Origin of the sequence: Brevibacillus laterosporus DSM 25 (genome assembly GCF_002706795.1) — a bacterium.
In the GTDB taxonomy this organism is placed as follows: domain Bacteria; phylum Bacillota; class Bacilli; order Brevibacillales; family Brevibacillaceae; genus Brevibacillus_B; species Brevibacillus_B laterosporus.
Window position 1 is genome coordinate 1,410,411 of the sequence record NZ_CP017705.1, and the last position, 22,620, is coordinate 1,433,030.

The window sequence follows — 22,620 nt, forward strand, 5'->3', positions numbered from 1 at the left end:
AACTTTTGGAAAAGACAATGATTTGCTAGGCTTTGGCGTACAGTTGTACTTTCTGTGACAAAAGCGGCGTCATCTTACAACTTCCGTAGCATAACCTGTTCAATGGCATGTTGTTTTCCCTTCGTCAAAATCAAATCAGCTCGATAACGTGTAGGCAAGATGTTTTTATGTAAATTAACTGCATTGATTTCCCGCCAGATGTTATTAGCTACATCCAACGCCTCTTCATCGGATAGCTGCGCATATCGATGGAAATAGGAAGCCGGTTTCTGGAAAGCTGTCTGTCTTAACAATAAAAAGCGATTTAAATACCACTCGCGAATGTCTTGTTCTCTGGCATCTACATAGATTGAGAAGTCAAAGAAGTCAGAGACAAACACCTGTGGCATGCTTTCATTATCTATAATACGTCCTACTTGTAAGACATTTAATCCTTCCACGATCAAGATATCGGGTTGAGAAACGATTTGCTCTTGGTCACGCAAAATATTGTAGGTCAAGTGAGAGTAGAGTGGACAACTCACTTCTTTAACGCCAGATTTTACATCTGCTAAAAAATTGATCAGCCTTGTTGTATCATAGCTTTCCGGAAAGCCCTTACGCTTCATCAGACCACGTTCTTCCAATATCTCATTGGGGTAAAGGAAGCCATCCGTAGTAACCAACTCCACCTTCGGATGATTAGGCCAGCGTTTCAACAAGGATAATAGTACGCGTGCTGTCGTGCTTTTCCCTACAGCGACACTGCCAGCAATACCAATGATAAATGGTACCTTTTCCGAACGATTTCCCAGAAAAGTATCGGCAGCTTTGTACAACTCTTGTGATTCTGCTACATATAAATTTAACAGCCTGGAGAGAGGCAGATAGATTTCACTGATTTCTTGTAGTGATAGTTTCTCATTAAGCCCTTCTAGATCAGCTAAATCCTCTTCACAAATGGATAAGGGCGTTTCATTTCGTAGCCCTCTCCACTCTTCCCTAGAAAAAATCATATAAGGGGAATAAATTCGTCTGTCGGCATAGTTCGCCACGGTAAGTCCTCCTTCTCAGGCAATGCATCAAAAACAATGTCCACTCCATCATACCTTTCTAGCTTCCATGCTTCCACTTCGAATTCTACAAAAAATGACCTTTTTCGCATTTTCCTACAAATGATACGGAAAAAACTGTTAAAATAATCATCAAGAATAAAAGAATTGGAGGTTCTCTTATGGAAGAAAAGTTGATCAAAAGTGCAAAATATGGTTTTCTTGTTGGTTTAGCCATCATGATTCTAATTGTGCCAGAGGAGCGTGAAATCCATCTGTATTCTGGTGGGATGACTACCCAAGAGCTTACTTGGATGGAATACATCTTACGTGTGGTGAGATATACCATTATCTTTACCAGTGCTGTCGTTCTCATGACATTTTTCCAAGAGAAAAGAGGCTTACAAAACTCTGGGTTACCTTGGGTGGTAGAAAAAATATTATATATTGTGCTAGGATTCCTAGTCGTCACAGCAATTGGTATTTTGTTGTCATTCCTAGCTCCTTTTCTCCATCGTCTGTTCACTTAACTCATATCCTTGTACCACAATGTACGATAATCCACATGTCCTTGACGATTAACTCTGATTCCACGCAACCGTGGATCAACCACTAGCCCTATCCGATTACGATAAAGGGGCAGATAAGCTATCTGTTGTTGTAACATTTGCTCTATTTTGGTGATAGCTTTCCGTCTATCTACCCCTGAGGAAAGACTCTGTAGATGAGTGATCGCGATCTTAATTTTTTGTCGGTCCTCATCCTTTACATGGGAATACACAAAACTGTTATGTGACAAAAAAACTTCTAGTAAAGATAGCTCTGTATCATCACCAATCGTGGCACTATCATGAATGAAATCAGCTTGCTCAATAGTGATAGGTTGCAGTAGCTCACTCACGGTATAATAATGATTTTCAATATTTATGCCATACATCGCACACTGCTCTTTGATCCATTCGCAATCTTCCACATGATCTTGATCTGTAAATGTATGTAAACGAACGGCTTCTCCTTGGTAATTGCTCTGTTGAAGTAAAAGATGTACACGTTCAGAAAGACATAAATCAGATTGTCGTTCGCTCTCTTCTAAAAATAAGCTATCTCGCCTCCAAGAAGCAAAACACGTAGCTATTTCGTGACGTGCACCTCCCAGTTCGTGCAGCATCTGTTCAGGCGATAAGATCAGTTGCAGCGCTCGGCGAAATGAAAGAGAAGTAATTGGTCCTGATTTTCGCTGATTGCAGCTCAAGTACTGAACACACCAATCATCGCTTGTTACCCTTTGCCAATCCTCCCTGTGACTCTCTTCTTTTTGCTCTACTTCATCCATTTCATACCACATGCCATATGTGGTTTTCATTTCGATTTCATCAGCTTTTGTTTGCAAATTAATAAATTGCACACGATCGAGATGAGGCCTAATACCGAAATAACTTTCAAACGCTTCTAGTATGACCAGACCATCATCGTTTCGAATAAGTTTAAATGGCCCCGTTCCTATCGGCATCCTTGCAAAATCCTCACCTACTTGCTCTACATAATCCTTAGGCACAATAGCAAGATGTTCATTCCCTAGATAGCGATCAAATAAATGGTGAGGACCTGTGAGCCTTATTTCAATAACACGATCATCATGCTGGATCATCTCTCTTATTTCCCACGTTAGCCATTGATAAGGGGAATTCTCCCTTGCTAATCGATTAAGGCTGAAAATTACATCGCTTGCTAGCATTTCTCGCCCGTGGTGAAACAAGACCCCTTTGCGCAAAAAAATCGTCCAACGGTCCCCAGATTCATTTTTTTCGATATGATAGGCCAAATGAGGTTCCATACTACCCGACGTCTTATTATAGCGAAGCAGCATTTCACAAATATGCTGACTGATATGGCACTCTGAGCGTAGGTATGCATGGATAGGGTCAACTATAGCTAATGGTTCACCTAGAGGCAGACGCAAGGTCTCGATCCTTTTACCCTGTTCCCTTTCCCACTGCAATCCAAATTGCCCTCGAAACCAACGCTGAAATCTCTCATTAGCTTTTGGCAGAGTAATCGTATATTTTTGTATGAGTGACAATGCCTCTGCTACCTGCCCTGAATAAATCATCTGTTGTGCATGGCTAATTACTAGTTCGTCTGGCTCAGCTAGAAAGGAAAGCTGTGAACGATTTCCTCTTCCTCTACCAGGTATCCAAGCAATCCATTGAAGAGCAATCCATTTTTGCAAAATGAACTTACTATTTCGAGTGGTACAGCACAACAAAGTAGCAATTTGTTCAAGCGAAATCGAAACAGGCTCTTTTAATGGAATATGATTTAATTCCGTTCGAAATCGAATAAAATCATCTAAAATATACATAACGACTCTTCCTTTTTACTTATTCTCTACCACTATTTACTCTATTTTCGTAACTATTGATTCTCGCTACACAACTAGTTATCCGAAATTTGAAAATATAACACAAGATAAGTACATATGAAAATCTAAGCAAAACAGAAAAGATAGTCCCAACTCTACATGTTACTTCATAAAGTAAAAATTGGTTAGGAGTAGTAGACGACTATTCCTAACCCTTTTTATATCAACTGTTTATCTCTCTCAGATCTGCCCCTCTATAAAAGAGGAAAAAGTAGAGCTTCCTCTTCTTCTCTTTTTCTTGTCTCCCCTATGCCATACAATCAGCAAAACAAAGGGGGATCAAGTTATGAAATTTCCTAACCCAATGAAAAAAAATTGGACTCAACGCTATCATATCACTATCTGGATCAGAATGTTTGGAGCATTCATAACGAGTCTATCTAGCTCAATGCTCGCCCCATTTTTCTTGTTATACTTACATGATAAATTAAACGGGGCTGTGCTAGTACCTATGCTCATTGTCGGATTACAACCATTAACCGACATCATTGTTACATTGCTCGGGGGTGGTATTACCGATCGTTTAGGACGTAAACCCGTGATGCTGCTTGCCCTAACCATGCAAAGCATAGCAATGGCAGGTTTTATTTTGGCTGACTCGGTACTTAGTTTTGCCCTGCTGTACATGTTGCATGGAGCGGGACAATCATTGTTTGTTCCTGCTCAACGTGCTCAAATTGCTGATGTCACAACAGATAGTCAACGTGTGGAAGTGTTCGGATTACTCAATACCATTAGCTATACTGGTCTTGCGTTAGGTCCTGTAGGAGGAATGCTATTATTCCACTATGATCCTACTTGGCTGTTTGGTATAGAAGCCCTATCCATATTTATTTACATGCTTGTATGCTGGTGGAAATTACCTGAAACAGCTCCTGTCTCATCTGATACTCTTTCTTCCTCATCTGACCAGTGTGAAGCGTCAAGAACAGAAAAAAAAGAGGCAATATCTTCTGATCGTACCGAAACAAACCATGTCTCTGTAGGAACGAGTAGGCATCGCTTCTTCTCGTTACATCGAATTACTACGCTGATCACTAGATACAAACATGTACTCACGCTAATGATCTACACTCTACCAATCAGTTTTTTCTATGCTCAAACTGAGACCACCTTCCGAATCTATCTGCAAAAAAGCTTTGTTAACTATGTATCCATTATTGCAACTCTATCAACAATCAAAGCTATTTTCTCTGTGGTACTACAGCTACCATTGGTCAAATTAACAGAGCGCTTCTCCTTTCAACGTGTGATGCTGTTATCCTGCTCTTGCTTTATGGTAACTGCTGTCGCGTATGGATTCTCTAAAAGTATGATTGTCCTTATTCTGGTTCAATTAACGTGGACTGTAGGAGAAACTATCGGGCTAACGCGTTTGCATACGTACATTTCAGAAATTGCTCCTCCAGAGGAACGTGGCCGTTATTTTTCTTTGCACGGCATTCATTGGGATATCTCACGCACATTTGGTCCTTTCTTAGGAGGAGTCGTTTTGCTTGCCTTTGGTGGGGGAACCTTATTTAGCATTTGCCTAATCTTACTGCTCTTATCTGGAATCCTCTTTTTCCGATCACCAAATTTTCACAAATTGACTGGACAAGACGTGGACTTTCGAAAGAAAACTGTAATAAAATAGTGTTAACTATCGTAAGTCATAACTATATTCGTTCATATAAGAAAGAGAGGGTCGCATCCATCTATGCTAAAAACTGTTTTGGGACGTGTTCGTGTGATTGGCTTTTTAGAAGGTCTTTCCTTCTTACTCCTGCTGTTTATCGCGATGCCACTAAAGTATTATGCTGATCTACCCGTTGGAGTACAAGTGATTGGGCCCTTACATGGTGTTCTGTTTGTTCTCTATCTATTTGTTGTGGCTCATGCTACTTTTGCGTTAAGATGGTCATTTATCCGTGCGATAGGTGCTGTGCTAGCATCCGTTATTCCATTTGGAACCTTTGTTTTAGATGCGAGATTAAAAAAGGATGCCTAACTAAGAACACGTAATATTTAGAATGCATGATTAGTATGCTAGTGAAGAGGCTACCCATGAGCCTCTTTTTTTATTTTGATATGAGCATTTTGTAAGATATTTGTAACCTTTCAGGACAGATGTTTTCTTAGAATAAAAGGGACCAAAACTACTGTTTGGGACAAGGTTTCACAAGGAATAATATCCCCACTGGCTAGTCCGTTCATAGGTCAGCCAGAATGCTTCTTCTATATTTAATGACTAATCTTTGTACCCATACTCTAGTGTCCACCCTTAATTTGTCACTTTTTCTTTCCTTTACCGTCTTATTAATAGATAAATCTAGTACCTGAGGTGAATAATGGATCAACAAAAACCGAGTCGTCTTCAAATCAGACGTAACAAAAAGAAGCAAGAACAACGTAAACGACTCCGCCTGCTTATTATGACCAATACTGTTCTATTAACAGTAGTCCTACTTATCATCGCTTGTATCTATCTTCCCGAAAAAATTGACAAATTCTTCTCCTCTCAAAACAATGCTTCTACAGATTCTACAGACCCTACTTCTAAGAATGTTCGACTTACGTTTGCGGGCGATATCATGATGTCTGGACATGTGGAGACTTTATTAAAGGATAAAGGTTATGACTATGCTTTCAAGCATGTAAAAGATATATTTCTAGCCGATGATTATACAATTGGCAATTTAGAGACTCCAATCACAGAAAAAGGTAGTCCAGCCGCAAACAAACAGTTTGTCTATAAATCAGCACCGGAAGCAGTTACTGCCATGAAAGCATCAGGGATCGATCTAGTCAATCTAGCCAACAATCACTCGATGGACCAGGGAGAAGATGGATTATTAGATACGATGTACACGTTGGACAAGGAAAAAATCGAGTATGTAGGAGCTGGGGTTCATGCTGATCGTGCTTACTCCCCTGTTTTCGTAGAACGTAATGGTATTAAAATGGCATTTTTCGGTTTTAGTCGTGTCGTTCCTGAAACCAGTTGGTATGCAGGAAAAAATAAGACTGGCCTTGCGGTAATGTATGATCCTAAACGGGCAGTTGAAGCCGTACAAGCTGCCAAGAAGGAAGCTGATCTAGTCATTGTCATCGCTCATTGGGGAAAAGAAAAAGTAGATTTTCCAGTAGAGCACCAAAAAGAATTGGCCCGAGCTCTCGTGAACGCAGGGGCTGACCTTATTGTCGGTGGTCATCCTCATGTACTACAAGGATTCGAGCAGCTTGATGGAAAATGGATCGCATACAGCATGGGAAATTTCATCTTTACCCGTGCGACACAGCCTAAAACCTGGGAAACCATGGTTCTACAAGCTACCCTGACAAAGGAGGGAGTTAAGGAGCTTAAAATGGTGCCATACCATGCGGAACTCGGTCAGGCTGTACCAATGAATGAGGAAAATTCTCTTCAATTGATAAAGCGAATAGAGTCAATCTCTTCAGGAATTAAAATTGCAGAGGATGGTACAATTACAGCTTCAAAAGGGACAGACGAAAACAATGGATAAATCAGAATGAGTAGTCTGTGCAGGGAGTATATCATTTAGCAATCAGAATCCGCTCAAAGCAACGTTTAAAGCAGGAAAGGAATCAAGAATATCGATTTTACAGCTATTAACAATTAAAAAACCATTTCCGAATAGAAAAAGGGCTACTCCTCAAATAAACAACCTGAGCGAGCAATGCCCCTTTTTTTATTAAAGATATAGAATGATGCCTTTGTAAAGCTCTATACACGCTTTGTTGCCATTTTTCTTTTCCCAGATTGTCTTTGTACCATAGCAATAAGCGGAGAACCAATGATTGTTGGCAGTAACCATAGCAAAAGTGACGGCCACTGGTTCAGAACAGGAATCTTAGCTTGATTTACGACCAAAACCGCTGTAATAACCCCAATGTAGGAACCAAGCATTCCGTTAATATGCTTGCCTACCCATTCAGTCCATCTACGTTTTCTAGCTAAATACCCATATAGTGCTAATCCATACGAAAACAGCGCAATAAAAAACAAATATGCGCTCTCCTCCCAATGCCAAATAGCCGTTATAATGGATGTCAGAAAAATCACTACGTACGATCCGTGATAAATCTCCCCGTAAATGGTATGGAGACCTCTTTTTTTCCTCATGATGATTGCCAATAATCCTGTGAGTAAACATGCTGTTCCTGCTAAGATATGCAACGCAATCAGTATCTGAAAAACGCTCAACTGACATCACCTCTCCTTATGTATAAGTTCTTGATGATGTCCTTAATCATCACAGCAATTGACTCTGGGAAGGTCCTTATTGATTTTTTAACTGATCAATAGCATAAGTGGTGGTTATCGTAATGTTATTCGGTAATTCGTCGATTGGAAACCATCCTACTTCCTCTAAAGCGTGTGGTTCCAAATTTTGAACCTCGCCACTAGCGATGTGAGCTATAAAAGTAGGAGCAACCCAATGGACATTTTCTGCTTGAACAATATGATTTGTCACACATAATAGGCTGTCAATAACGATATTTATATTAAGCTCCTCTTTTATTTCACGTATCACAGCATCTTCAATCGTTTCCATGTAGTCCACCTTGCCTCCAGGTAGACTCCAACAACCGGCTTCTGGTGCTTTTTTGCGTAAGACAAGTAGAATACGTCTATTCTCGTCTATGATTGCAGCTCCTACACCCACTCTTGGAATATTGTTTGTCATAAATGAACTCCTTTTTGTAGAAATATTCTTGATTTTAAATAAAAAAGTGGGAACTATTTAGCTTCCCACTCTATTATTTTAATCCCAAGTGTATCGTTGCCTCGGAAAGGATCCCCGTACATTCGTATAAGCAATCATTATAATCTATTATATACGAATCTCCACTACATCTTCTACAGGTATCGTCTGAAGATTATTTCCTCTTTAATTTCTCGTTAATTTTTTTCATTTCTCGTAAATTCAGCCAATATAGCACCGCCCAGACAAGGATATAAATAATTAATTGAACTCCAATAAACATAAGAAACCTGACTGGATTCTCAGCTGGATTTTCATACCAATCTCCAATTGCACCACAAATAAACACAAGTATTAAGACAACAACATAATGTATTGATAATTTAACCACAAATGGCCAACGATCAAAGTAAAAAATAAGTGTGATAAGACCGCAACCCACTCCTAGAAATACAGCCAAAAGCAATTCCAACAAAAGCTCTTGCCCATTAATTACTCTGGTTTGATTTTGTAATAAAACAATTGTAAGAATGATATAAGAGGTACTTAACCCAATAAGAGCCCCAATTAGTGAAGATTGGATTATTTTTTTCATTAAGCATCCCTCCCGATTCCTAGCCGCTTCTTCAGTACCTTTAAATACATACGACTAACATGAGCTGTTGATCCATTATCCATCACAAGCTGCATCATACCTATTTTCTCCATCTTCATAAAGGAAATTTTAGACACATTTACGAGCGTTGATTTATTGACACGGACAAAGTTCTTTTTTAATAAATCTTCCAGCTCAAATAATTTACGCTTTGATTCATATTCATCCTCATCTGTTGAAAAATAAACCTTTGAACCTTCTGAATAAACAAAGTAAATATCTATAATTTTCAACATATAGATTTGCTGTTGTACATAACCATCAATTACTTCTGTGTTAGAAGACTCAAAATACCTCATAATTCGTTCAATTTCATTTGTATACGCATTTGTATGAATATGGATTTCTGTTTCCTTTACATTCTCATCGATGATTAATTTGATTTGCATATGCACCCTCCACTCCATAAATAAAATATACCATGGAAACTATTTATATTTTATTTTCTTATATAAGTGGTTCAATATGACAAATAAGTAGCAAAAAAGCGATGATGATATGTATATTCACCACCGTTTTTTTATGTTATTTGCTTCTATTAGTTTAAGGAGATTAGACTAATACAGGGGGATAAGGGTTTCCAATATAATTTAGAGGCCCTACATTAGCACTAATGTTTAAAAATGTAGAGCGAATAAGAAACATCATTCTTATGCATTATCCGTATAACCCTTCAGAAGAACACAAAGAAACATTTATCAATTCTGTCCTTTTAGGTTATATCGGAACGGGTTTTGAAATACCAACATCGAGTCTAAATACGAATCAATCTACAGCATTAAAAATAGTTTCGGTGAAGGTTGGTAGAAGGGAGTTGGAAGATGTTAGTATGGGGCGGTTCAACCATCTGATTATATTCCCGGGCCCAAAGGTAAAGGGTGTTCATGTTGCCATTCGGTATCATTTGTCAGGTTTGGCAATTGGAGATAAGTTTTTAAGTTTTACAACCTCCCAAGCTCAAAACTAGACTAAAAAATTTTTTATGAAATTACCCCCCAAAAAATGTATAATGCAAATCATTGAAACTGAAGGGGGTTGTTACCATGTTTTCGTTTGGATTCCAAATTTGGACTGGAGTCGTAATATGGGTAGGTTTAATCGTAGTAGCAGTTTTGATAATTAGAAAATATTTGAAAAACAAAAATTAAAGATTTGGTAGATAAATATTTGGACTAGGAAAAAAAAAGAACAAACCTTGGAAAATATCTCGATCGACGTGGAATGAAACAGGAGTGGCTTTCTTCGGCTTCAAAGGTTAACAGAGATACAATTGGACAACTTTGCTCCAATGATGAAAAGCTTCCAACGATGAGAACCGCTAAAAAGATATTGGACGCCTTACGCAAAGTAGATCCAACTGTGAAGCAAACCGACTTTTGGGAGATGTAAACACCCCGCCAGGTTATCAATGGCGGGGGTGTTTGCCGTATCCCTGTTCCCACAGGCAATACATTCTATGTAGTTGTAAGATGCACTGCTTAGGCTTCTACATTGACCACATCTTCTACAGGTATCCACCAAAAATCCTCATCGTTCTTTAACTTGATCTGCTTAAACGTTGAATCAAACTTCTCTACCCATCCCCAAGCTGATTCAATTACTCCTCTACCCTCTTTTGTTTCTTTCCACCAGCTAATTGTTAATGCGTAGTCATACTGATGTGAGTCAGATATTCTATAACAAAACTCGGCTAGCTCATCCTCTTCGATTATCGGTTTCTCGAATAATTTCTTATCCCGTGAAGCTGACGTACCATTTCTGCTTATTAAGGTAAAAGTGAATCCAAGAATTTAGTAAGCTATCATCTTTTTATATATGCATTTTTTATTTTATACTAAACATTCCCACATAATCTTCCGATATACTATTTTGATACATTTGTATATTTCTATTATTCAAAAAATATTAGGCGGATGAACATGGTATCAGTTTCTAGTGCTTCAAATTCTTACAGGCAAAATATGAACAGCGCAAGAGAAGTAATGGCATTGGGAAATCAACAAGAGCAACGTAACAATGATCATCTGCAAGGTAATATTCAAAGCGATAGGGTACAAATATCAAAAGAAGGTAAACAATTATACCTAGCTAGCGCTTCAGCTAGTTCTAATTCATGGTGATTTAAAAGATACGGCCTCTGATTGGATTGATTCTAGTAAGAGATGGTTAGTTGATGCTGGTAATTTTTTATTAGACGCTGCCAAAGCAGGACTGGACTTCTTAATTTTAGATGATGTAAAAACCATTTTTGATCCAAAAGCTAGTGATGTAGAGAAAGGATTCGCAATTCTCTCTATTCCCTGCTGGAAAAGGAGCGAAAGCCGGAAAAAAAACCTATGACCTACTGAAAAGATATGGTGATGATGTAATCGATCTTGCAAATGATGTCCTCAAAGGACGACAGAAGATTGGTAAATATTTTGTAAAATCTAGGATCGATGAAGATAAAGTTATCTTAAAAGAGACTGAAAAAGCTATGAAAAGCCCTATTATTCAAAGGGAAGCTAATAACTTGGTCGAAAAATACCTAAGAGGCCTAAACCCAAATAAAGGTGCTTTATAATTAAATATTTGTAAAAGGGGTTCTATAGATGAATCTTTTAAAGAAACATCAGAAAAAAAACATTTGGATTAGATCAGAAATTGGTGAAGGAGAGTTTGATCCCTACGACGAAAATACAGATGTCATCGTAACCTTCCCGAATCGAATAAGATATGTTGCCTCATTCTTTACTTATAAAAACATTGAAAGTATAAGACAACAAAATAGAGAACATGGTGAAAATATGAATGGACTGTATTTCTGGTCTAGCGATATGGTGATAGTCGATAATATTAAAGCCGAGACAATCACATCCATTATCGAACAATTAATTACAGAGGATAAATTTGAAAGTTTATTAATTGAAGATGTATCCTCTGAATCTGATCATTTATATGAAGAAGGATTCTTTGATTCTTAAATTTAAATCCTTAAAGATAAAACACCTGTTAGATACTATGAAATGCCCCTCTTAAGTAAACATTGGAAAAATCCCTGAGGTTAACCGAGAACTTAAGGGGGGCTCTTCATTTCCTAGAGGGATTTTGGAATTATAAATAGTAGAACATGAGCCTTTCCCGAGTTTCAATAAGCGTTTAGCAGCTAGGACAAGCCTAAAAAGACAATTAGTACATCGAGCTGGGTTGAAGATGCCAAGAGGTTGGGGATGGCTCAGAAATCCTAAGAAGTATGCTTATAATAAAGTTTACAACAGGACTACGTTTGATATATTTAAGGTGATTGGTAAATTGTTTAAATAACAATAACCCTCTAGGGCTTCCTAGGGGGTTATTCTGTGTATAAATGATTTGAGGATCAATCAACTATAATAATTAAAAAAGAAAATATTTTTTTAAAAATATACAAAATACACCATAATTAATTACATATTTTTCAATTTATGTTTTGTTTTATGAAATTTAATCTCGTATAATGCAAATGTGTCGGCCGACATAGCTAATATTCTTACAACATTTTTTATTCGTTATTCTTACATACACTCATAAAGGAGGTAAGCACTTTTCTCTTTCTATACAGATAGAGTAGGAGTGTTAGACAAATGAACCTAAAGAAAATAGGACTATTCGCTATTGCGATGATCATGACCTTGTTTAGTTTTCAAACGTATTCGTTTGCAGCGGAAGTAGATGAATATATTTGGACAGAAAAAAGTCCGATGCCAACAGGAAGATTTGGAATGGGGAGTTTAGTTTATGATGATAAAATTTATGTATATGGTGGAACTGTAAGTGGTGGAAGTATAAGTGGTGGAAATACAGCAATCTTTGAGATGTATGATCCCAAAACAAATCAGTGGGAACAATTATCTAGTTCTTCAATTAGTAGGTATTTAGTACAGTTTGTAGAGCATCAGGATAAATTTTATGCGATTGGTGGAGTTGAAAGTGCCGTAACCAATGTCGTTGAAGAGTATGATCCATTCTCTAATCAGTGGACTAATAAACAACCTATGCCAACCCCGCGTTGTAATGTGGGTGCTATTTCTATAGGTGATTATGTTTATACCTTTGGTGGATTCGGGATTAATAATACTTTAACTAATGTTGTAGAGGTATTCAATACCAAAACAAATAGTTGGGATATCAAAAACCCAATGCCTGTTAAAACCTCCGAAACGATTCCTTTTAAGATAAACAACTCAATCTATGTACTTGTTTATACCAAACCTGGAGAAACTCCATCTATTTATAATTATGACCCTGAACAAGATACATGGACACATATTGCTGAAATGCCTTCAGAAGTTACTTTGCCTAGGAATGTAATAGTCCACAATGAAAAGGTTTTCTTTCCAAGTGATAAGAATTTATTTTATTATGATTTAAAATCAAAAAAATTAATAAAGTATCCTGCTGCACCTTTAAATAAAGCTATCAATAATTTTGAAATAATTAACAATAAACTTTATGCTATGGGAGAATTTCCGAATCTTGGCTCTTTCTTAGAATTAAGCCTTTCAGATTTAGTTAATCCTGATCCGAATCCAGAGCCTGATCCAGACCCAATTCCAAATCCAACCGGAAACGCACTCTTAGTTATTTACATGGATAGTGGTTTAATCAAAGAATATGAAATGACAAATGAAGAAATCAGAAACTTTACCGAATGGTATGAAGGTAGAGCAAAAGGAAACGGTAGAGAAGCATACATCGTTAATAAGAAATACAACATCGGACCTTTCAATTCTAGAAAAGACTTCATTAGCTACAGTCACATTGAAAGCTTTGAAGTTCAAGAATACAGTAGATAATAAGATACCCCTTTCGTATCTAGGGAGGGGTTCTCATGTTTTTTAAGGTGATTGGTAAGTTGTTTAAATATAAATAATAGATAAACTTCATCTCAACGACGCCTCCAAATATAAAAGCCACACGGTTTTACTTTCCGAGTGGCTAAATTTTTTCCCCATATTCTCATGTCATGCAAAATTATCTCTGTATTCCGAGAGGGATATTAATAATCCATTAACATGTTCCAATTGCTATAATAAAATCCAACGAACTTTTATTCAATTGCACCCTTATTTACAAGTATATCTATTAATTTTTGATCATTGTATCCTTTTGCAATTTTAAGGGGTGACTCTTCGTAATAGTCTTTTATATTTGGATCTGCATTGTTATCAAGTAATAAATTTACTATTTCATAGTTCTTTTCAAGTGTAGCATAGTAGAGAGCTGTTCTGCCATCAGTATTTGTAACATTCGGATTAATATTATTAGCAATAAAAGATTCTACCTTAATTAGGTCTCCATCTCTTGCAGCTCTTAGAAACTCTTTTGGATTGAATACATCATCGTATTGCTCATTGTAAGTGATATGTTCTTTTGGAGAATTAACGAAAATTAATGGACTCCCCACGATTACAATGAGAAACAACACTAACCAAACTATCCTCTTCATTCTAAGACACCTCAGTTTAGTAGGACATTTATAACTAAAGATTATCATATCTGTTAACATTTTATCTAGTCGACAAACGATTAAAAAAACCTGTCACACTATTTAAAATGTAACAGGTTTTTCTTAGTAGTCAGCCTAATAAATACCAATCAAAAAATAATTATTTCCACCAACCTCCATCATATACTTTTCTATAATCTGAGCTTGAAACTTTTTTCTCTGCTAAAATTAGGAAAGGTTTTGCTTGCTTAAATGCGTCATCTTTATCCTTCATATATGAATAGTATCTACCAAACTCGTTGTTATTCCAATCCATTACATTTGAGTCATCAACATACCGTTTAAAATCAGAAAACGATCTTATTTTATTTTTTTTCATTTTTGGAAGTTCGTTTAGAGTATCAGCAAAAGCCGCACTTATGGCAGCGTTACTACTCATACCCGTTTTTATTAACGTAGACAAACTGTCTCCGTAGTAATCTAGTGCATCATTCCGAAGGAGTAAACCCCATTCATGATTGGTTGTTGCTACCCGGGTTTTAACTTTTCCTAAACGACTATCATTAGCGGATAGATAATTCCACAAAAAATGTCTATATGCGTCCTCCAATTGAGAATCATTTTTGTAGTATTTTTTTGCAGTATCTCTAGCCTCGTCTGCATATTCTTTAATCCTTTTCATGTCTCTTAAGCTCAAACCTTCATCCTCATTTAGAAAAGCCTCAATTACATTACCTTGTCTTAATGCTAGTTGATTATCATCATAACTTCTCAAGGATAATACTTCTGGCTCTGCTTCATCTTCATTAAACACTTCTTTATATTCTTCGTAGAATTCAAGGGCTTCCTTTTGCTCAGCTGTTAATTCAAAATCATTAACCACTTCTGATGATAGGGCATTTACGTTTTCCTCAGCATGAACTGGAATAGTTGTTGATCCAATTGCTAGGATTAGAGCTACGACGCTAGATGTAAGCATTGTTTTGTTCATAATTCAAACTCCTTTTGGTATATATTTCTTATTTTAATGAAACATACCATAAATTACAGAATAATTATATTATTATGATTCGACAAATTATTACAATATATCATAATCTCTACAAACATAATCTGAAGTGATATTATCCCCTTTTAGTAGACAGTAAGAAGCAAGACCCCTTACTGTATTAACTAGGAGGGGAATTTTCTATGGGGGAAATTAGAAAAACATATTCAAAGGATTTTAAGTTAAAAGCCGTACGGCTTTATTTGAGCGGTGAACAAGGGTACAAAACACTTACAAGGGATCTCGGCATTAGTGACCCTTCTATTTTAAGAAGATGGGTTGATCATTATAGAAAGGAAGGTATACAGGGACTAGATGAAAAACGCGGGAGAACAAAAAATCCTCTTAGAGGAAGACCACGAATAAGGCCAGAGAGTACGGAGGAAGAGATAGTTCGATTACGTGCAGAGAACGAATTCTTAAAAAAGTGGCTAGGTCTAGAAAAGAGGTGAAACCGAAAGATAAACGCTGTTTTTTCGAGCTTATTAAAGAATTGTCTAAAAAGTATTCTATTACTTTATTGTGTAAAATTACGAAAGTATCTCGTAGTGGTTTTTACAAGTGGCTTTCTCGTGAGAAACACCCCACCTCAAAACAATTGGTAAATGAAAAATTAAGAGAAATGATCATGGAGTGTCATCAAGAGATCAAAGGTATTTACGGGTATCCCCGAATAAAAGTGTGGTTATTTAGAAGGTACGGGCTAAAAGTCAATCATAAACGTGTGTATCGCATTATGAAGGAACTTGGGATACAAGCGCTAATCCGTAAAAAACGAAAATTCTTTGGGCGCAAAGAGAAGGTTGTCATCTCCGAAAACAAGCTGAATCGAAATTTTTGTGCCTCACGGCCAAATGAGAAATGGGCTACAGATATTACCTACATACTATTTAATGGTCGCCGTCTTTATCTGTCTGTCATATACGACATGTATAACAACGAAGTTGTTGCCTACAAAACAAGCAAACGTAATGATTTACGACTCGTAATGGATACCGTAAAATTAGCGATTAAAAAGCGGGATGTAAGCGGAGTCCTCCTACACAGTGATCAAGGATACCAGTACACCTCAAAGCAGTATAACCAGTTCCTTCAGCAATATAAAATCGTAGCAAGTATGTCTAGAAAAGGTAACTGTTTAGATAACGCCTGTATTGAGGGGTTCTTTGGGCATTTAAAAACAGAGTGTTTGTACCTTCATTCGTTTCAAACAGATAAAGAAGTGGAAGAAGCTCTTCACGGTTACATTAATATCTATAATCAGCAACGGTTTCAATCTCGATTAAAAAACCTGAGTCCGATAGAATACCAAACTCAGGTAGCCTAGATGGGGCTTGTTTAAAGTTGTCTACTTGACAGGGGCAAGATCATTTTAAGTCAAGCGCGTGGGGGGCCTTTCCCATCTACAGCTATCCAGTATTGTTTAGCATAGCTATTAGTCTGTATCGTTAAGTGTACATTTCAATATACATTATTAGTCTTTTTTTGCTGATGAATAGCCACCACCACACAAGTAGGTATATGTATCCTAAAATCGAATAAATAGTCCACAACTCTCCTTGTTGTAATTGATCGATAAAATATTCAAACTCATTTAACCCTTCTTGTCTTTCAATACTATGAATTAAACCTATGAAGGGAATAGTACACACAAAAATAATTGTAAAACTAGATACTATTCTTAAAACCTTTTTTTTAACAAGGCTGGATATAGCACTTCTTAATGTTGTTAACAAAAATAAGTAATATATAACCCAAAACCAGCTTGGAAGAGTTTTCACTTGGTTTTTCTCTCCTTTGGAACCTATTATTTGAATTTCACTTTTATAATTGTAGCCACTCTAAAAAAATAGAGGCGGTTTCCCGCCCCTATCTCCATCAATCCCATGCATATCTCTGCTCTTTAAATGGATCCCCATACATATGATAGCCATTCTTCTCCCAAAATCCTGGCTTATCCTTCTCCAAAAACTCGATACCTCGAACCCACTTTGCGCTTTTCCAAAAGTAAAGATGCGGGATGACAAACCGAAGCGGATAGCCGTGGTCAGGTGTCAAATCCTCACCATTATGCTTCAACGCAAATAAATTCCCTTTTGTCATAAAATCTTCAAATGGCATGTTGGTCGTCCAACCTTCTTCAGCATGGAGCATCACGTATTTAGCTTCTGGCTTAATGGTAACCAACTTCACTACTTCCTCTACAGGAACACCCTCCCAGACATTATCTAGCTTGGACCAGCCTGTCACGCAATGAATATCATTGCTTACTTCTCCTATAGGTAGCTCTTTAAATTCAGAAAAGCTTAGCGTCTTTTCTTCCTCTACTGCTCCAAAAATTCGAAAATCCCACTGACTCAAGTCTTTATACTCTGGCACATTACCATAATGAAGCACAGGAAAGCCTGTCGTTACCTTTTGATTAGGTGGAACGCGATCATCTTTTGATCCACGGCTTAATCCATAAAACACATGTCATCGCTCCTTTATTTCCGTACCAAAATGGCATGGTCTACCTTGATGCAATGATCCATAACAGCTGTAATGCCCTGCTCTTCTACCAGCTGAGCCGCTTCTTCGTTATAAATTCCTTGCTGTAGCCAAAAAACTTTAGGCTTATGAGCCATCTTGATGGTATCTTCAGCAACGGACATAGTGTCTTCACTACGACGAAACACATTTACAATGTCAACCGGAGTCTTACAATCAGTAAGAGAAGCAATCACTTTCTCACCCAACACCGTTTCCCCTGCAATGATTGGATTGACTGGGATTACGTGATATCCTGCATGTTGCAGTGCCTCGGCAATCATATAGCTCGTACGATCTGTTCGATTAGAGCATCCTACAACTGCAATCGTTTTTGCCTCTTCCAAAATCTTTCTGCGCTCGTCATTTGTTGGATTTGTAAATGCCATCTTTTTCACCTCGTTTATATTATGAACACCTTACTTGGCGCGTTGTAACAAAAATTGAGCAATAGAGCGAACCATTGCACCGGTAGCACCTACTGGTCCTAATGGAGTCGTTTTGCTTTGAGATGCAGTCCCAGCGATATCTAAATGCACCCATGGAGTCTCTTCAGCAAACTCTTGCAGAAATACACCAGCAATAATTGCATGACCATATCTTCCACCTGAATTTTTTAGATCAGCTACATGACTTTTATTTAATTCGCGATACTCTGGGAACGTTGGTAACTGCCACAAACGCTCTCCGCAGTAATCAGCAGCTTGGAACATCTCATCAGCCAATTGCTGATTATTGGTCATTAATCCTGTTGTAACGTGCCCCAACGCAACCACGATCCCACCTGTTAACGTTGCGCAATCCACTAGGCAAGAGACACCTTGCTGCTTCGCATACGTGATACAATCTGCTAATACCAATCGACCCTCTGCATCAGTAGTGATAATCTCTACCGTTTTCCCGCTCATCGTAGTTATTACATCACCTGGCTTAAACGCCGTTCCAGAAGGCATATTTTCCACGCATCCAATTACCATCATGATATTAACAGCCGGTTGCAAGCGTCCGATTGCTTCCATAGCTCCAATCATCGCTGCGCTTCCACCCATATCCGTTTTCATTTCTTCCATTCCAGCTACCGGCTTTATCGAGATACCGCCTGTGTCAAAGGTTACCCCTTTTCCAATTAAGCCAATGACATCTTCCCACTGCTCTTTCCCTTGGTATTTGACCACAACCACATACGGTAATTCGGCACTGCCCTGTGCGACAGATAAGACGCCGCCCATATTTAGCTCTTCCAGCTTATCTTTTGCCAGAAGCTCATAGCTCATTCCATAACGTTTTGCTACCTCAATCGCTCTTTGTGCTAATTCATGTGGAGGTAAGTAATTCCCTGGCTCATTCACTAACGTACGAGCTAGATTCGTACCAGTACCAAATGCTTGTGCCATCTGCAATCCTTTTTCTGCTTTAGCTTCTTGCTCTTCATTGACTACAATTTCTACTGTTTGAAAAGAAGGTTTGTTTTTTGGAATCGCTCGGTATCCTTCATATGCATAGGTTCCTAGTAAAAAGGCTTCACCCACCGCTTGGGTCAAGCGCTCTACGTCGAGATTGGTTTGCTCCGTTAATAGGATGGCAAGGCTTTTCTTAGATGCTTCTATTTTGAGCTGTTGCACGACTTTAGCAAACGCATCTCGTGCGGAGATAAAATCTAACTCTGCCATTTCTCCCATACCTAGAAATACGAGTCGAGTGGCTGTCAATTGTCCCAATGTATGTAGGATGGTTACTTTGCCCTTTTGATCACTAATCTCGCCTGTTTGGAGCATATGTGACATTTGCTGATGGAATACTGCATCTAGCTCATTCCATTCCTGTGTATGTATCGTTTGATTCTGATAAATTGGTAGGATGAAATAATCTGTTCCTTTTTCCAAATAAGAAGGATTTTTTGCTTCAATATGTATCAATGCTGTACCCTCGTTTCTTGAATGTACACCCTATATCTTACTATCACTTAGACTTGATATACGTGCCATTTTATTTCTATTATACTGTTCTAATCTGTGATCCCCTTCGTCACCAACTGAAATGTACGATAGGGGAATTCCAGTTTATCCACCTCATCATACGGAATCATTTCAGAAGAAGGCAAGGCTTGCAGACACTTCTCTAAATAGAGAAGTACCTCATCCACTGGCAAATCCCAATATTGTGGTGAATATGCTTTTAAATATTTATGAGCATTCGTAAACATCCAACGTGCACCTTTTATATTTCCACATTCCAAATGATACAAGCCTACAGCCATTTGGAGCAAACCTTGTAAAAACTTATTGGTTTTTTGCTCCATCCAAATGTCTTCCAAGAGATCATGACAATCATAAAATTCTCGTTGATTAAATTTAATAAAGAATTGAATATATTGCTCGGGATATCGCTGTTGCATAGTGCTCCCTCCCGTACTTTTTTTCTTACATCATATCATACATGGAAATATTCAAATTTGCTTTTATCTTATCGTGCAAGAATCTTCCTCTAGTTAGAGCTTATGAAGTTGTAAATAATATTTACAAGATAAATGCGCAATCTTTATCATCCGTAAGAAAAAGTTAAGGAAGTATATATTCAGTTTCTGTTACAATAACATGTAGGATTAAGTCTATACGAAAGGAACGGAATATCTGCATGACCATCTTAGACAATTTCCCTTTGTGGTCGGCGCTTTTGGCGATTGGGTTGGCCCAATTCATCAAAATCCCCTTGAATTATCTGGCGACCCGCGAATGGAGTTGGCCACTGATGTTCAGCACGGGAGGCATGCCCAGTTCCCATTCCGCCGCCGTCACCGCACTTTCTACTGCTGTCGCCCTTGAAGAGGGCTTATCCAGCAATGCCTTCGCTATTTCAGCCATCATCGGCGTCATCGTTATGTTCGATGCAACTGGTGTTCGCCGCCATGCTGGCATGCAAGCTGTTGTATTAAATAAGCTAGTAGAGGAATTTAATCATTTACTGGAAGGTATGAAAACCTTCAAAGTACATCCGCGCACAGAAAAAACGAAAAAGTTAAAAGAGCTTCTAGGTCATCAACCAATCGAGGTGTTTATGGGTGGTTGGTTAGGTATTATTGTCTCACTGTGCCTACGTCCATTCTGGTAAACATACTCACATGGGGAGGAAGTAGATGTGAGAATTATCTCGATTTGCCCAAGTAATACTGAAATTCTGTATGCTTTGGATGCAGGTGAACACGTTATTGCACTTGATGATCATTCTGATTGGCCATTAGAATGGCAACACCTTCCAAAAGTCGGACCAGACCTGAATATTGATATGGATAAAGTCGAAGCTCTACAACCTGATCTTGTAATTGCATCACTCAGTGTCCCTGGTATGGAGAAGAACATCGAAGAATTAAAGAAACGCAATCTTCCTTACATTATTCTTGATCCTGCTCACATTACAGATATCGCAGAAAATATTCGTGAGGTGGGTAGATCAATCAATCAGGTGGAGAAAGCAGAACAGGTAGCCACACATTTTATCGAACGGATCGAGCAAATTCGCATGCTAACCAAGAATGTAAGTGAGCGTCCTAACCTTTACTGGGAATGGTGGCCCAATCCATTATATACACCTGGCAGTACAAACTGGCTAACTAATGTCAGTGAATTAGCAGGAGCCACAAATGTGTTCGCTGATTACAATACTGATAATGTAAAAACCAACCGTGATCAAGTCGCAGAGAGAAACCCTGATCATATCATGGTGGTATGGTGTGGAATCGAGATCAAAAGAATAAAGTCTTCTATGATTACAGATCGTCCAGAGTGGCAACAGATTACTGCCATACGCAATAATAACGTACATATTTTAGAAGAAGGACTATATTGTCGCCCCTCTCCGCGATTATTGGATGGATTGGAACAGCTAGTGAAAATCCTTCATCCTTCTCTAGGCACTTTATTAGACTAGGCGATAGTTGTTGCTCTTCAGTTCCAACAAAGCCATAACTATCTCAATATGAACTTTTTTATAGCCTTTAGTAACAAGAAAAAAGACCTGGCATGAATGCCTCAGGTCTTTTTTCTTGTTAATTCGTGATTCTTGCAAAAGCTTCTACACCATCTTTATTTAAGGCCTTCATCATTTCCTCATTTACAAATCCTTTTCCACGATGGATAACAAAGACCTCTACTTCACGCTTACCCCACTGGCTGTATACGTCATTTTTTGTATTGAAATACAAATCCAGCTTCTTACCACGGATTGCTCCACCTTTATCGGCAACTACTCCATAACCATAGCCAGGAACGTACAATACCGTCCCAAGCGGGAAAATATGAAGATCAGCAGCAATCGTGGAGTACGTCCCACGATGTACCTTTATACCAGAGTACGTAATACCATACGAGGGATGTCCTGGGCTTTTTCCAGTTGATTCTACACCTGCATAATAACCAGTAGCCACGACCCGTACCTTAGGGTATTGGTTTAAAATAGCTGTTTCGTCTGATTTATTTATTCTATTTCCTAATTTGTTGTTTTGCGATTGATTGTCCTTTTGTGTGTCCATATTTGTTTCTGTCATGGAGCTTGAAAGCACATATCTTTTCTTGATCATTTTGTAGCCTTCTTTTTTCTCGTGCAAACCAAGTGAACTGGTGGTGCCTCCTGCATCAATGATGGTAGAAGAATAGCCATGTGACGTAGCACCAAGCAGGAATACCATACTAATCGTGAGTAAACTCACAAAACGTACCCATTTCATCTTTTATTTGCCTCCTCTCATCATCTAGTCATTTCCAAT

The 22,620-nt window shown here is 38.1% G+C and carries 27 protein-coding genes and 1 pseudogene; 13 read left to right on the forward strand and 15 right to left on the reverse strand.

All coding sequences use genetic code 11. From position 1 onward, the window contains the following. Positions 1 to 74: 74 nt before the first annotated feature. Positions 75 to 1,034, reverse strand: coding sequence for a type I pantothenate kinase (coaA, locus tag BrL25_RS06795; RefSeq protein ID WP_018673743.1), 960 nt, complete (start codon positions 1,032 to 1,034; stop codon positions 75 to 77). A gap of 179 nt (positions 1,035 to 1,213) precedes the next feature. Between coaA and BrL25_RS06800 the strand changes: the two genes are divergently transcribed. Then, positions 1,214 to 1,561 (forward strand): hypothetical protein, encoded by a 348-nt coding sequence (locus tag BrL25_RS06800; protein WP_018673742.1) that lies wholly within the window; start codon positions 1,214 to 1,216, stop codon positions 1,559 to 1,561. Here BrL25_RS06800 and BrL25_RS06805 read toward each other — a convergent pair. After that, the gene (locus BrL25_RS06805; RefSeq protein ID WP_018673741.1) at positions 1,558 to 3,393 is read right to left on the reverse strand and encodes an ABC transporter substrate-binding protein; all 1,836 of its coding nucleotides are present in this window, start codon (positions 3,391 to 3,393) and stop codon (positions 1,558 to 1,560) included. The two genes, BrL25_RS06800 and BrL25_RS06805, sit on opposite strands and share 4 nt — an antisense overlap. A 346-nt stretch (positions 3,394 to 3,739) precedes the next feature. On the opposite strand from BrL25_RS06805, the gene BrL25_RS06810 reads away from it, so the two are divergent. The 3 genes from BrL25_RS06810 (at position 3,740) to BrL25_RS06820 (ending at position 6,959) form a co-directional block, all read left to right on the forward strand. Continuing rightward, positions 3,740 to 5,089, forward strand: coding sequence for an MDR family MFS transporter (locus BrL25_RS06810; RefSeq protein ID WP_018673740.1), 1,350 nt, complete (start codon positions 3,740 to 3,742; stop codon positions 5,087 to 5,089). 63 nt (positions 5,090 to 5,152) lie between these two features. Then, positions 5,153 to 5,443 carry a DUF3817 domain-containing protein gene (locus BrL25_RS06815; protein ID WP_018673739.1) on the forward strand — a complete coding sequence of 97 codons (291 nt, stop codon included), beginning with the start codon at positions 5,153 to 5,155 and terminating at the stop codon, positions 5,441 to 5,443. Positions 5,444 to 5,783: 340 nt separating this feature from the next. Beyond that, positions 5,784 to 6,959: a CapA family protein gene (locus BrL25_RS06820; RefSeq protein ID WP_018673738.1), complete on the forward strand. Its 1,176-nt coding sequence runs from the start codon at positions 5,784 to 5,786 to the stop codon at positions 6,957 to 6,959. 221 nt (positions 6,960 to 7,180) lie between these two features. Here the strand turns inward: BrL25_RS06820 and BrL25_RS06825 are convergent, their stop codons facing one another. The 4 genes from BrL25_RS06825 to BrL25_RS06840 form a co-directional block, all read right to left on the reverse strand. Beyond that, a complete protein-coding gene (locus BrL25_RS06825) occupies positions 7,181 to 7,660 on the reverse strand; it encodes a DUF2306 domain-containing protein (RefSeq protein WP_018673737.1) in 480 nt (159 codons plus the stop codon). A gap of 76 nt (positions 7,661 to 7,736) precedes the next feature. Further along, positions 7,737 to 8,144 carry an NUDIX hydrolase gene (locus BrL25_RS06830; protein ID WP_018673736.1) on the reverse strand — a complete coding sequence of 136 codons (408 nt, stop codon included), beginning with the start codon at positions 8,142 to 8,144 and terminating at the stop codon, positions 7,737 to 7,739. A 193-nt stretch (positions 8,145 to 8,337) separates the two neighbouring features. Next, positions 8,338 to 8,757, reverse strand: a complete 420-nt coding sequence (locus tag BrL25_RS06835; protein ID WP_018673735.1) for a DUF3021 domain-containing protein — start codon at positions 8,755 to 8,757, stop codon at positions 8,338 to 8,340. After that, positions 8,757 to 9,206 carry a LytTR family DNA-binding domain-containing protein gene (locus BrL25_RS06840; RefSeq protein ID WP_018673734.1) on the reverse strand — a complete coding sequence of 150 codons (450 nt, stop codon included), beginning with the start codon at positions 9,204 to 9,206 and terminating at the stop codon, positions 8,757 to 8,759. The genes BrL25_RS06835 and BrL25_RS06840 overlap by 1 nt, the downstream gene beginning before the upstream one ends. Before the next feature lie 832 nt (positions 9,207 to 10,038). Between BrL25_RS06840 and BrL25_RS06850 the strand changes: the two genes are divergently transcribed. Next, a complete protein-coding gene (locus tag BrL25_RS06850; RefSeq protein ID WP_099327234.1) occupies positions 10,039 to 10,206 on the forward strand; it encodes a transcriptional regulator in 168 nt (55 codons plus the stop codon). Positions 10,207 to 10,295: 89 nt separating this feature from the next. Here the strand turns inward: BrL25_RS06850 and BrL25_RS06855 are convergent. Beyond that, positions 10,296 to 10,573 (reverse strand): annotated as a pseudogene (locus BrL25_RS06855) (YolD-like family protein). Between the two features lie 163 nt (positions 10,574 to 10,736). Between BrL25_RS06855 and BrL25_RS25520 the strand changes: the two are divergent. The 4 genes from BrL25_RS25520 (at position 10,737) to BrL25_RS06875 (ending at position 13,631) form a co-directional block, all read left to right on the forward strand. Continuing rightward, positions 10,737 to 10,937 (forward strand): hypothetical protein, encoded by a 201-nt coding sequence (locus BrL25_RS25520; RefSeq protein ID WP_236847673.1) that lies wholly within the window; start codon positions 10,737 to 10,739, stop codon positions 10,935 to 10,937. Positions 10,938 to 11,408: 471 nt separating this feature from the next. After that, the gene (locus BrL25_RS06865; RefSeq protein ID WP_018673730.1) at positions 11,409 to 11,780 is read left to right on the forward strand and encodes a hypothetical protein; all 372 of its coding nucleotides are present in this window, start codon (positions 11,409 to 11,411) and stop codon (positions 11,778 to 11,780) included. A gap of 136 nt (positions 11,781 to 11,916) precedes the next feature. Beyond that, complete coding sequence (locus BrL25_RS25525) at positions 11,917 to 12,120, forward strand: hypothetical protein (RefSeq protein ID WP_081621652.1); 204 nt, start codon at positions 11,917 to 11,919, stop codon at positions 12,118 to 12,120. Positions 12,121 to 12,419: 299 nt separating this feature from the next. Continuing rightward, positions 12,420 to 13,631 (forward strand): Kelch repeat-containing protein, encoded by a 1,212-nt coding sequence (locus BrL25_RS06875; RefSeq protein ID WP_018673729.1) that lies wholly within the window; start codon positions 12,420 to 12,422, stop codon positions 13,629 to 13,631. 254 nt (positions 13,632 to 13,885) lie between these two features. On the opposite strand, the gene BrL25_RS06880 is transcribed toward BrL25_RS06875, so the two are convergent. After that, a complete protein-coding gene (locus BrL25_RS06880; protein WP_018673728.1) occupies positions 13,886 to 14,284 on the reverse strand; it encodes an ankyrin repeat domain-containing protein in 399 nt (132 codons plus the stop codon). Positions 14,285 to 14,444: 160 nt separating this feature from the next. Next, positions 14,445 to 15,275 carry a hypothetical protein gene (locus BrL25_RS06885; protein ID WP_018673727.1) on the reverse strand — a complete coding sequence of 277 codons (831 nt, stop codon included), beginning with the start codon at positions 15,273 to 15,275 and terminating at the stop codon, positions 14,445 to 14,447. Positions 15,276 to 15,475: 200 nt separating this feature from the next. Between BrL25_RS06885 and BrL25_RS06890 the strand changes: the two genes are divergently transcribed. Then, a complete protein-coding gene (locus tag BrL25_RS06890; RefSeq protein ID WP_099327224.1) occupies positions 15,476 to 15,784 on the forward strand; it encodes a transposase in 309 nt (102 codons plus the stop codon). Next, positions 15,781 to 16,659, forward strand: coding sequence for an IS3 family transposase (locus tag BrL25_RS06895; protein ID WP_236848097.1), 879 nt, complete (start codon positions 15,781 to 15,783; stop codon positions 16,657 to 16,659). The genes BrL25_RS06890 and BrL25_RS06895 overlap by 4 nt, the downstream gene beginning before the upstream one ends. 121 nt (positions 16,660 to 16,780) lie before the next feature. Here the strand turns inward: BrL25_RS06895 and BrL25_RS26480 are convergent, their stop codons facing one another. From BrL25_RS26480 to BrL25_RS06920, 5 genes are all read right to left on the reverse strand, one after another. Beyond that, positions 16,781 to 17,113, reverse strand: a complete 333-nt coding sequence (locus BrL25_RS26480) for a hypothetical protein (protein WP_018673485.1) — start codon at positions 17,111 to 17,113, stop codon at positions 16,781 to 16,783. 97 nt (positions 17,114 to 17,210) lie between these two features. Further along, positions 17,211 to 17,804: a sulfite oxidase-like oxidoreductase gene (locus tag BrL25_RS06905; protein WP_018673484.1), complete on the reverse strand. Its 594-nt coding sequence runs from the start codon at positions 17,802 to 17,804 to the stop codon at positions 17,211 to 17,213. 14 nt (positions 17,805 to 17,818) lie between these two features. Further along, positions 17,819 to 18,250 carry a CoA-binding protein gene (locus BrL25_RS06910; protein ID WP_018673483.1) on the reverse strand — a complete coding sequence of 144 codons (432 nt, stop codon included), beginning with the start codon at positions 18,248 to 18,250 and terminating at the stop codon, positions 17,819 to 17,821. A gap of 30 nt (positions 18,251 to 18,280) precedes the next feature. After that, on the reverse strand, positions 18,281 to 19,777 hold the full coding sequence (locus BrL25_RS06915) for a leucyl aminopeptidase (protein ID WP_018673482.1): 1,497 nt from the start codon (positions 19,775 to 19,777) through the stop codon (positions 18,281 to 18,283). An 89-nt stretch (positions 19,778 to 19,866) separates the two neighbouring features. After that, on the reverse strand, positions 19,867 to 20,256 hold the full coding sequence (locus BrL25_RS06920; protein WP_018673481.1) for a DUF309 domain-containing protein: 390 nt from the start codon (positions 20,254 to 20,256) through the stop codon (positions 19,867 to 19,869). A gap of 239 nt (positions 20,257 to 20,495) precedes the next feature. Between BrL25_RS06920 and BrL25_RS06925 the strand changes: the two genes are divergently transcribed. Further along, entirely contained in the window at positions 20,496 to 20,969 is a 474-nt protein-coding gene (locus BrL25_RS06925; RefSeq protein ID WP_026315315.1) for a divergent PAP2 family protein, read from the forward strand. A 27-nt stretch (positions 20,970 to 20,996) separates the two neighbouring features. Next, entirely contained in the window at positions 20,997 to 21,785 is a 789-nt protein-coding gene (locus tag BrL25_RS06930; RefSeq protein ID WP_018673478.1) for a cobalamin-binding protein, read from the forward strand. Positions 21,786 to 21,903: 118 nt separating this feature from the next. Here BrL25_RS06930 and BrL25_RS06935 read toward each other — a convergent pair whose 3' ends face one another. Continuing rightward, entirely contained in the window at positions 21,904 to 22,581 is a 678-nt protein-coding gene (locus tag BrL25_RS06935; protein ID WP_018673477.1) for a 3D domain-containing protein, read from the reverse strand. Positions 22,582 to 22,620: the final 39 nt, after the last annotated feature.

Bases quoted from the DNA above. Each gene is read 5' to 3' on its own strand.
- BrL25_RS06800 (WP_018673742.1), top strand. From the start codon at position 1,214: ATGGAAGAAAAGTTGATCAAAAGTGCAAAATATGGTTTTCTTGTTGGT.
- BrL25_RS06805 (WP_018673741.1), bottom strand. From the start codon at position 3,393: ATGTATATTTTAGATGATTTTATTCGATTTCGAACGGAATTAAATCAT.
- BrL25_RS06810 (WP_018673740.1), top strand. From the start codon at position 3,740: ATGAAATTTCCTAACCCAATGAAAAAAAATTGGACTCAACGCTATCAT.
- BrL25_RS06815 (WP_018673739.1), top strand. From the start codon at position 5,153: ATGCTAAAAACTGTTTTGGGACGTGTTCGTGTGATTGGCTTTTTAGAA.
- BrL25_RS06820 (WP_018673738.1), top strand. From the start codon at position 5,784: ATGGATCAACAAAAACCGAGTCGTCTTCAAATCAGACGTAACAAAAAG.
- BrL25_RS06830 (WP_018673736.1), bottom strand. From the start codon at position 8,144: ATGACAAACAATATTCCAAGAGTGGGTGTAGGAGCTGCAATCATAGAC.
- BrL25_RS06835 (WP_018673735.1), bottom strand. From the start codon at position 8,757: ATGAAAAAAATAATCCAATCTTCACTAATTGGGGCTCTTATTGGGTTA.
- BrL25_RS06840 (WP_018673734.1), bottom strand. From the start codon at position 9,206: ATGCAAATCAAATTAATCATCGATGAGAATGTAAAGGAAACAGAAATC.
- BrL25_RS06850 (WP_099327234.1), top strand. From the start codon at position 10,039: ATGAAACAGGAGTGGCTTTCTTCGGCTTCAAAGGTTAACAGAGATACA.
- BrL25_RS25520 (WP_236847673.1), top strand. From the start codon at position 10,737: ATGGTATCAGTTTCTAGTGCTTCAAATTCTTACAGGCAAAATATGAAC.
- BrL25_RS06865 (WP_018673730.1), top strand. From the start codon at position 11,409: ATGAATCTTTTAAAGAAACATCAGAAAAAAAACATTTGGATTAGATCA.
- BrL25_RS06875 (WP_018673729.1), top strand. From the start codon at position 12,420: ATGAACCTAAAGAAAATAGGACTATTCGCTATTGCGATGATCATGACC.
- BrL25_RS06880 (WP_018673728.1), bottom strand. From the start codon at position 14,284: ATGAAGAGGATAGTTTGGTTAGTGTTGTTTCTCATTGTAATCGTGGGG.
- BrL25_RS06885 (WP_018673727.1), bottom strand. From the start codon at position 15,275: ATGAACAAAACAATGCTTACATCTAGCGTCGTAGCTCTAATCCTAGCA.
- BrL25_RS06890 (WP_099327224.1), top strand. From the start codon at position 15,476: ATGGGGGAAATTAGAAAAACATATTCAAAGGATTTTAAGTTAAAAGCC.
- BrL25_RS06910 (WP_018673483.1), bottom strand. From the start codon at position 18,250: ATGGCATTTACAAATCCAACAAATGACGAGCGCAGAAAGATTTTGGAA.
- BrL25_RS06920 (WP_018673481.1), bottom strand. From the start codon at position 20,256: ATGCAACAGCGATATCCCGAGCAATATATTCAATTCTTTATTAAATTT.
- BrL25_RS06925 (WP_026315315.1), top strand. From the start codon at position 20,496: ATGACCATCTTAGACAATTTCCCTTTGTGGTCGGCGCTTTTGGCGATT.
- BrL25_RS06935 (WP_018673477.1), bottom strand. From the start codon at position 22,581: ATGAAATGGGTACGTTTTGTGAGTTTACTCACGATTAGTATGGTATTC.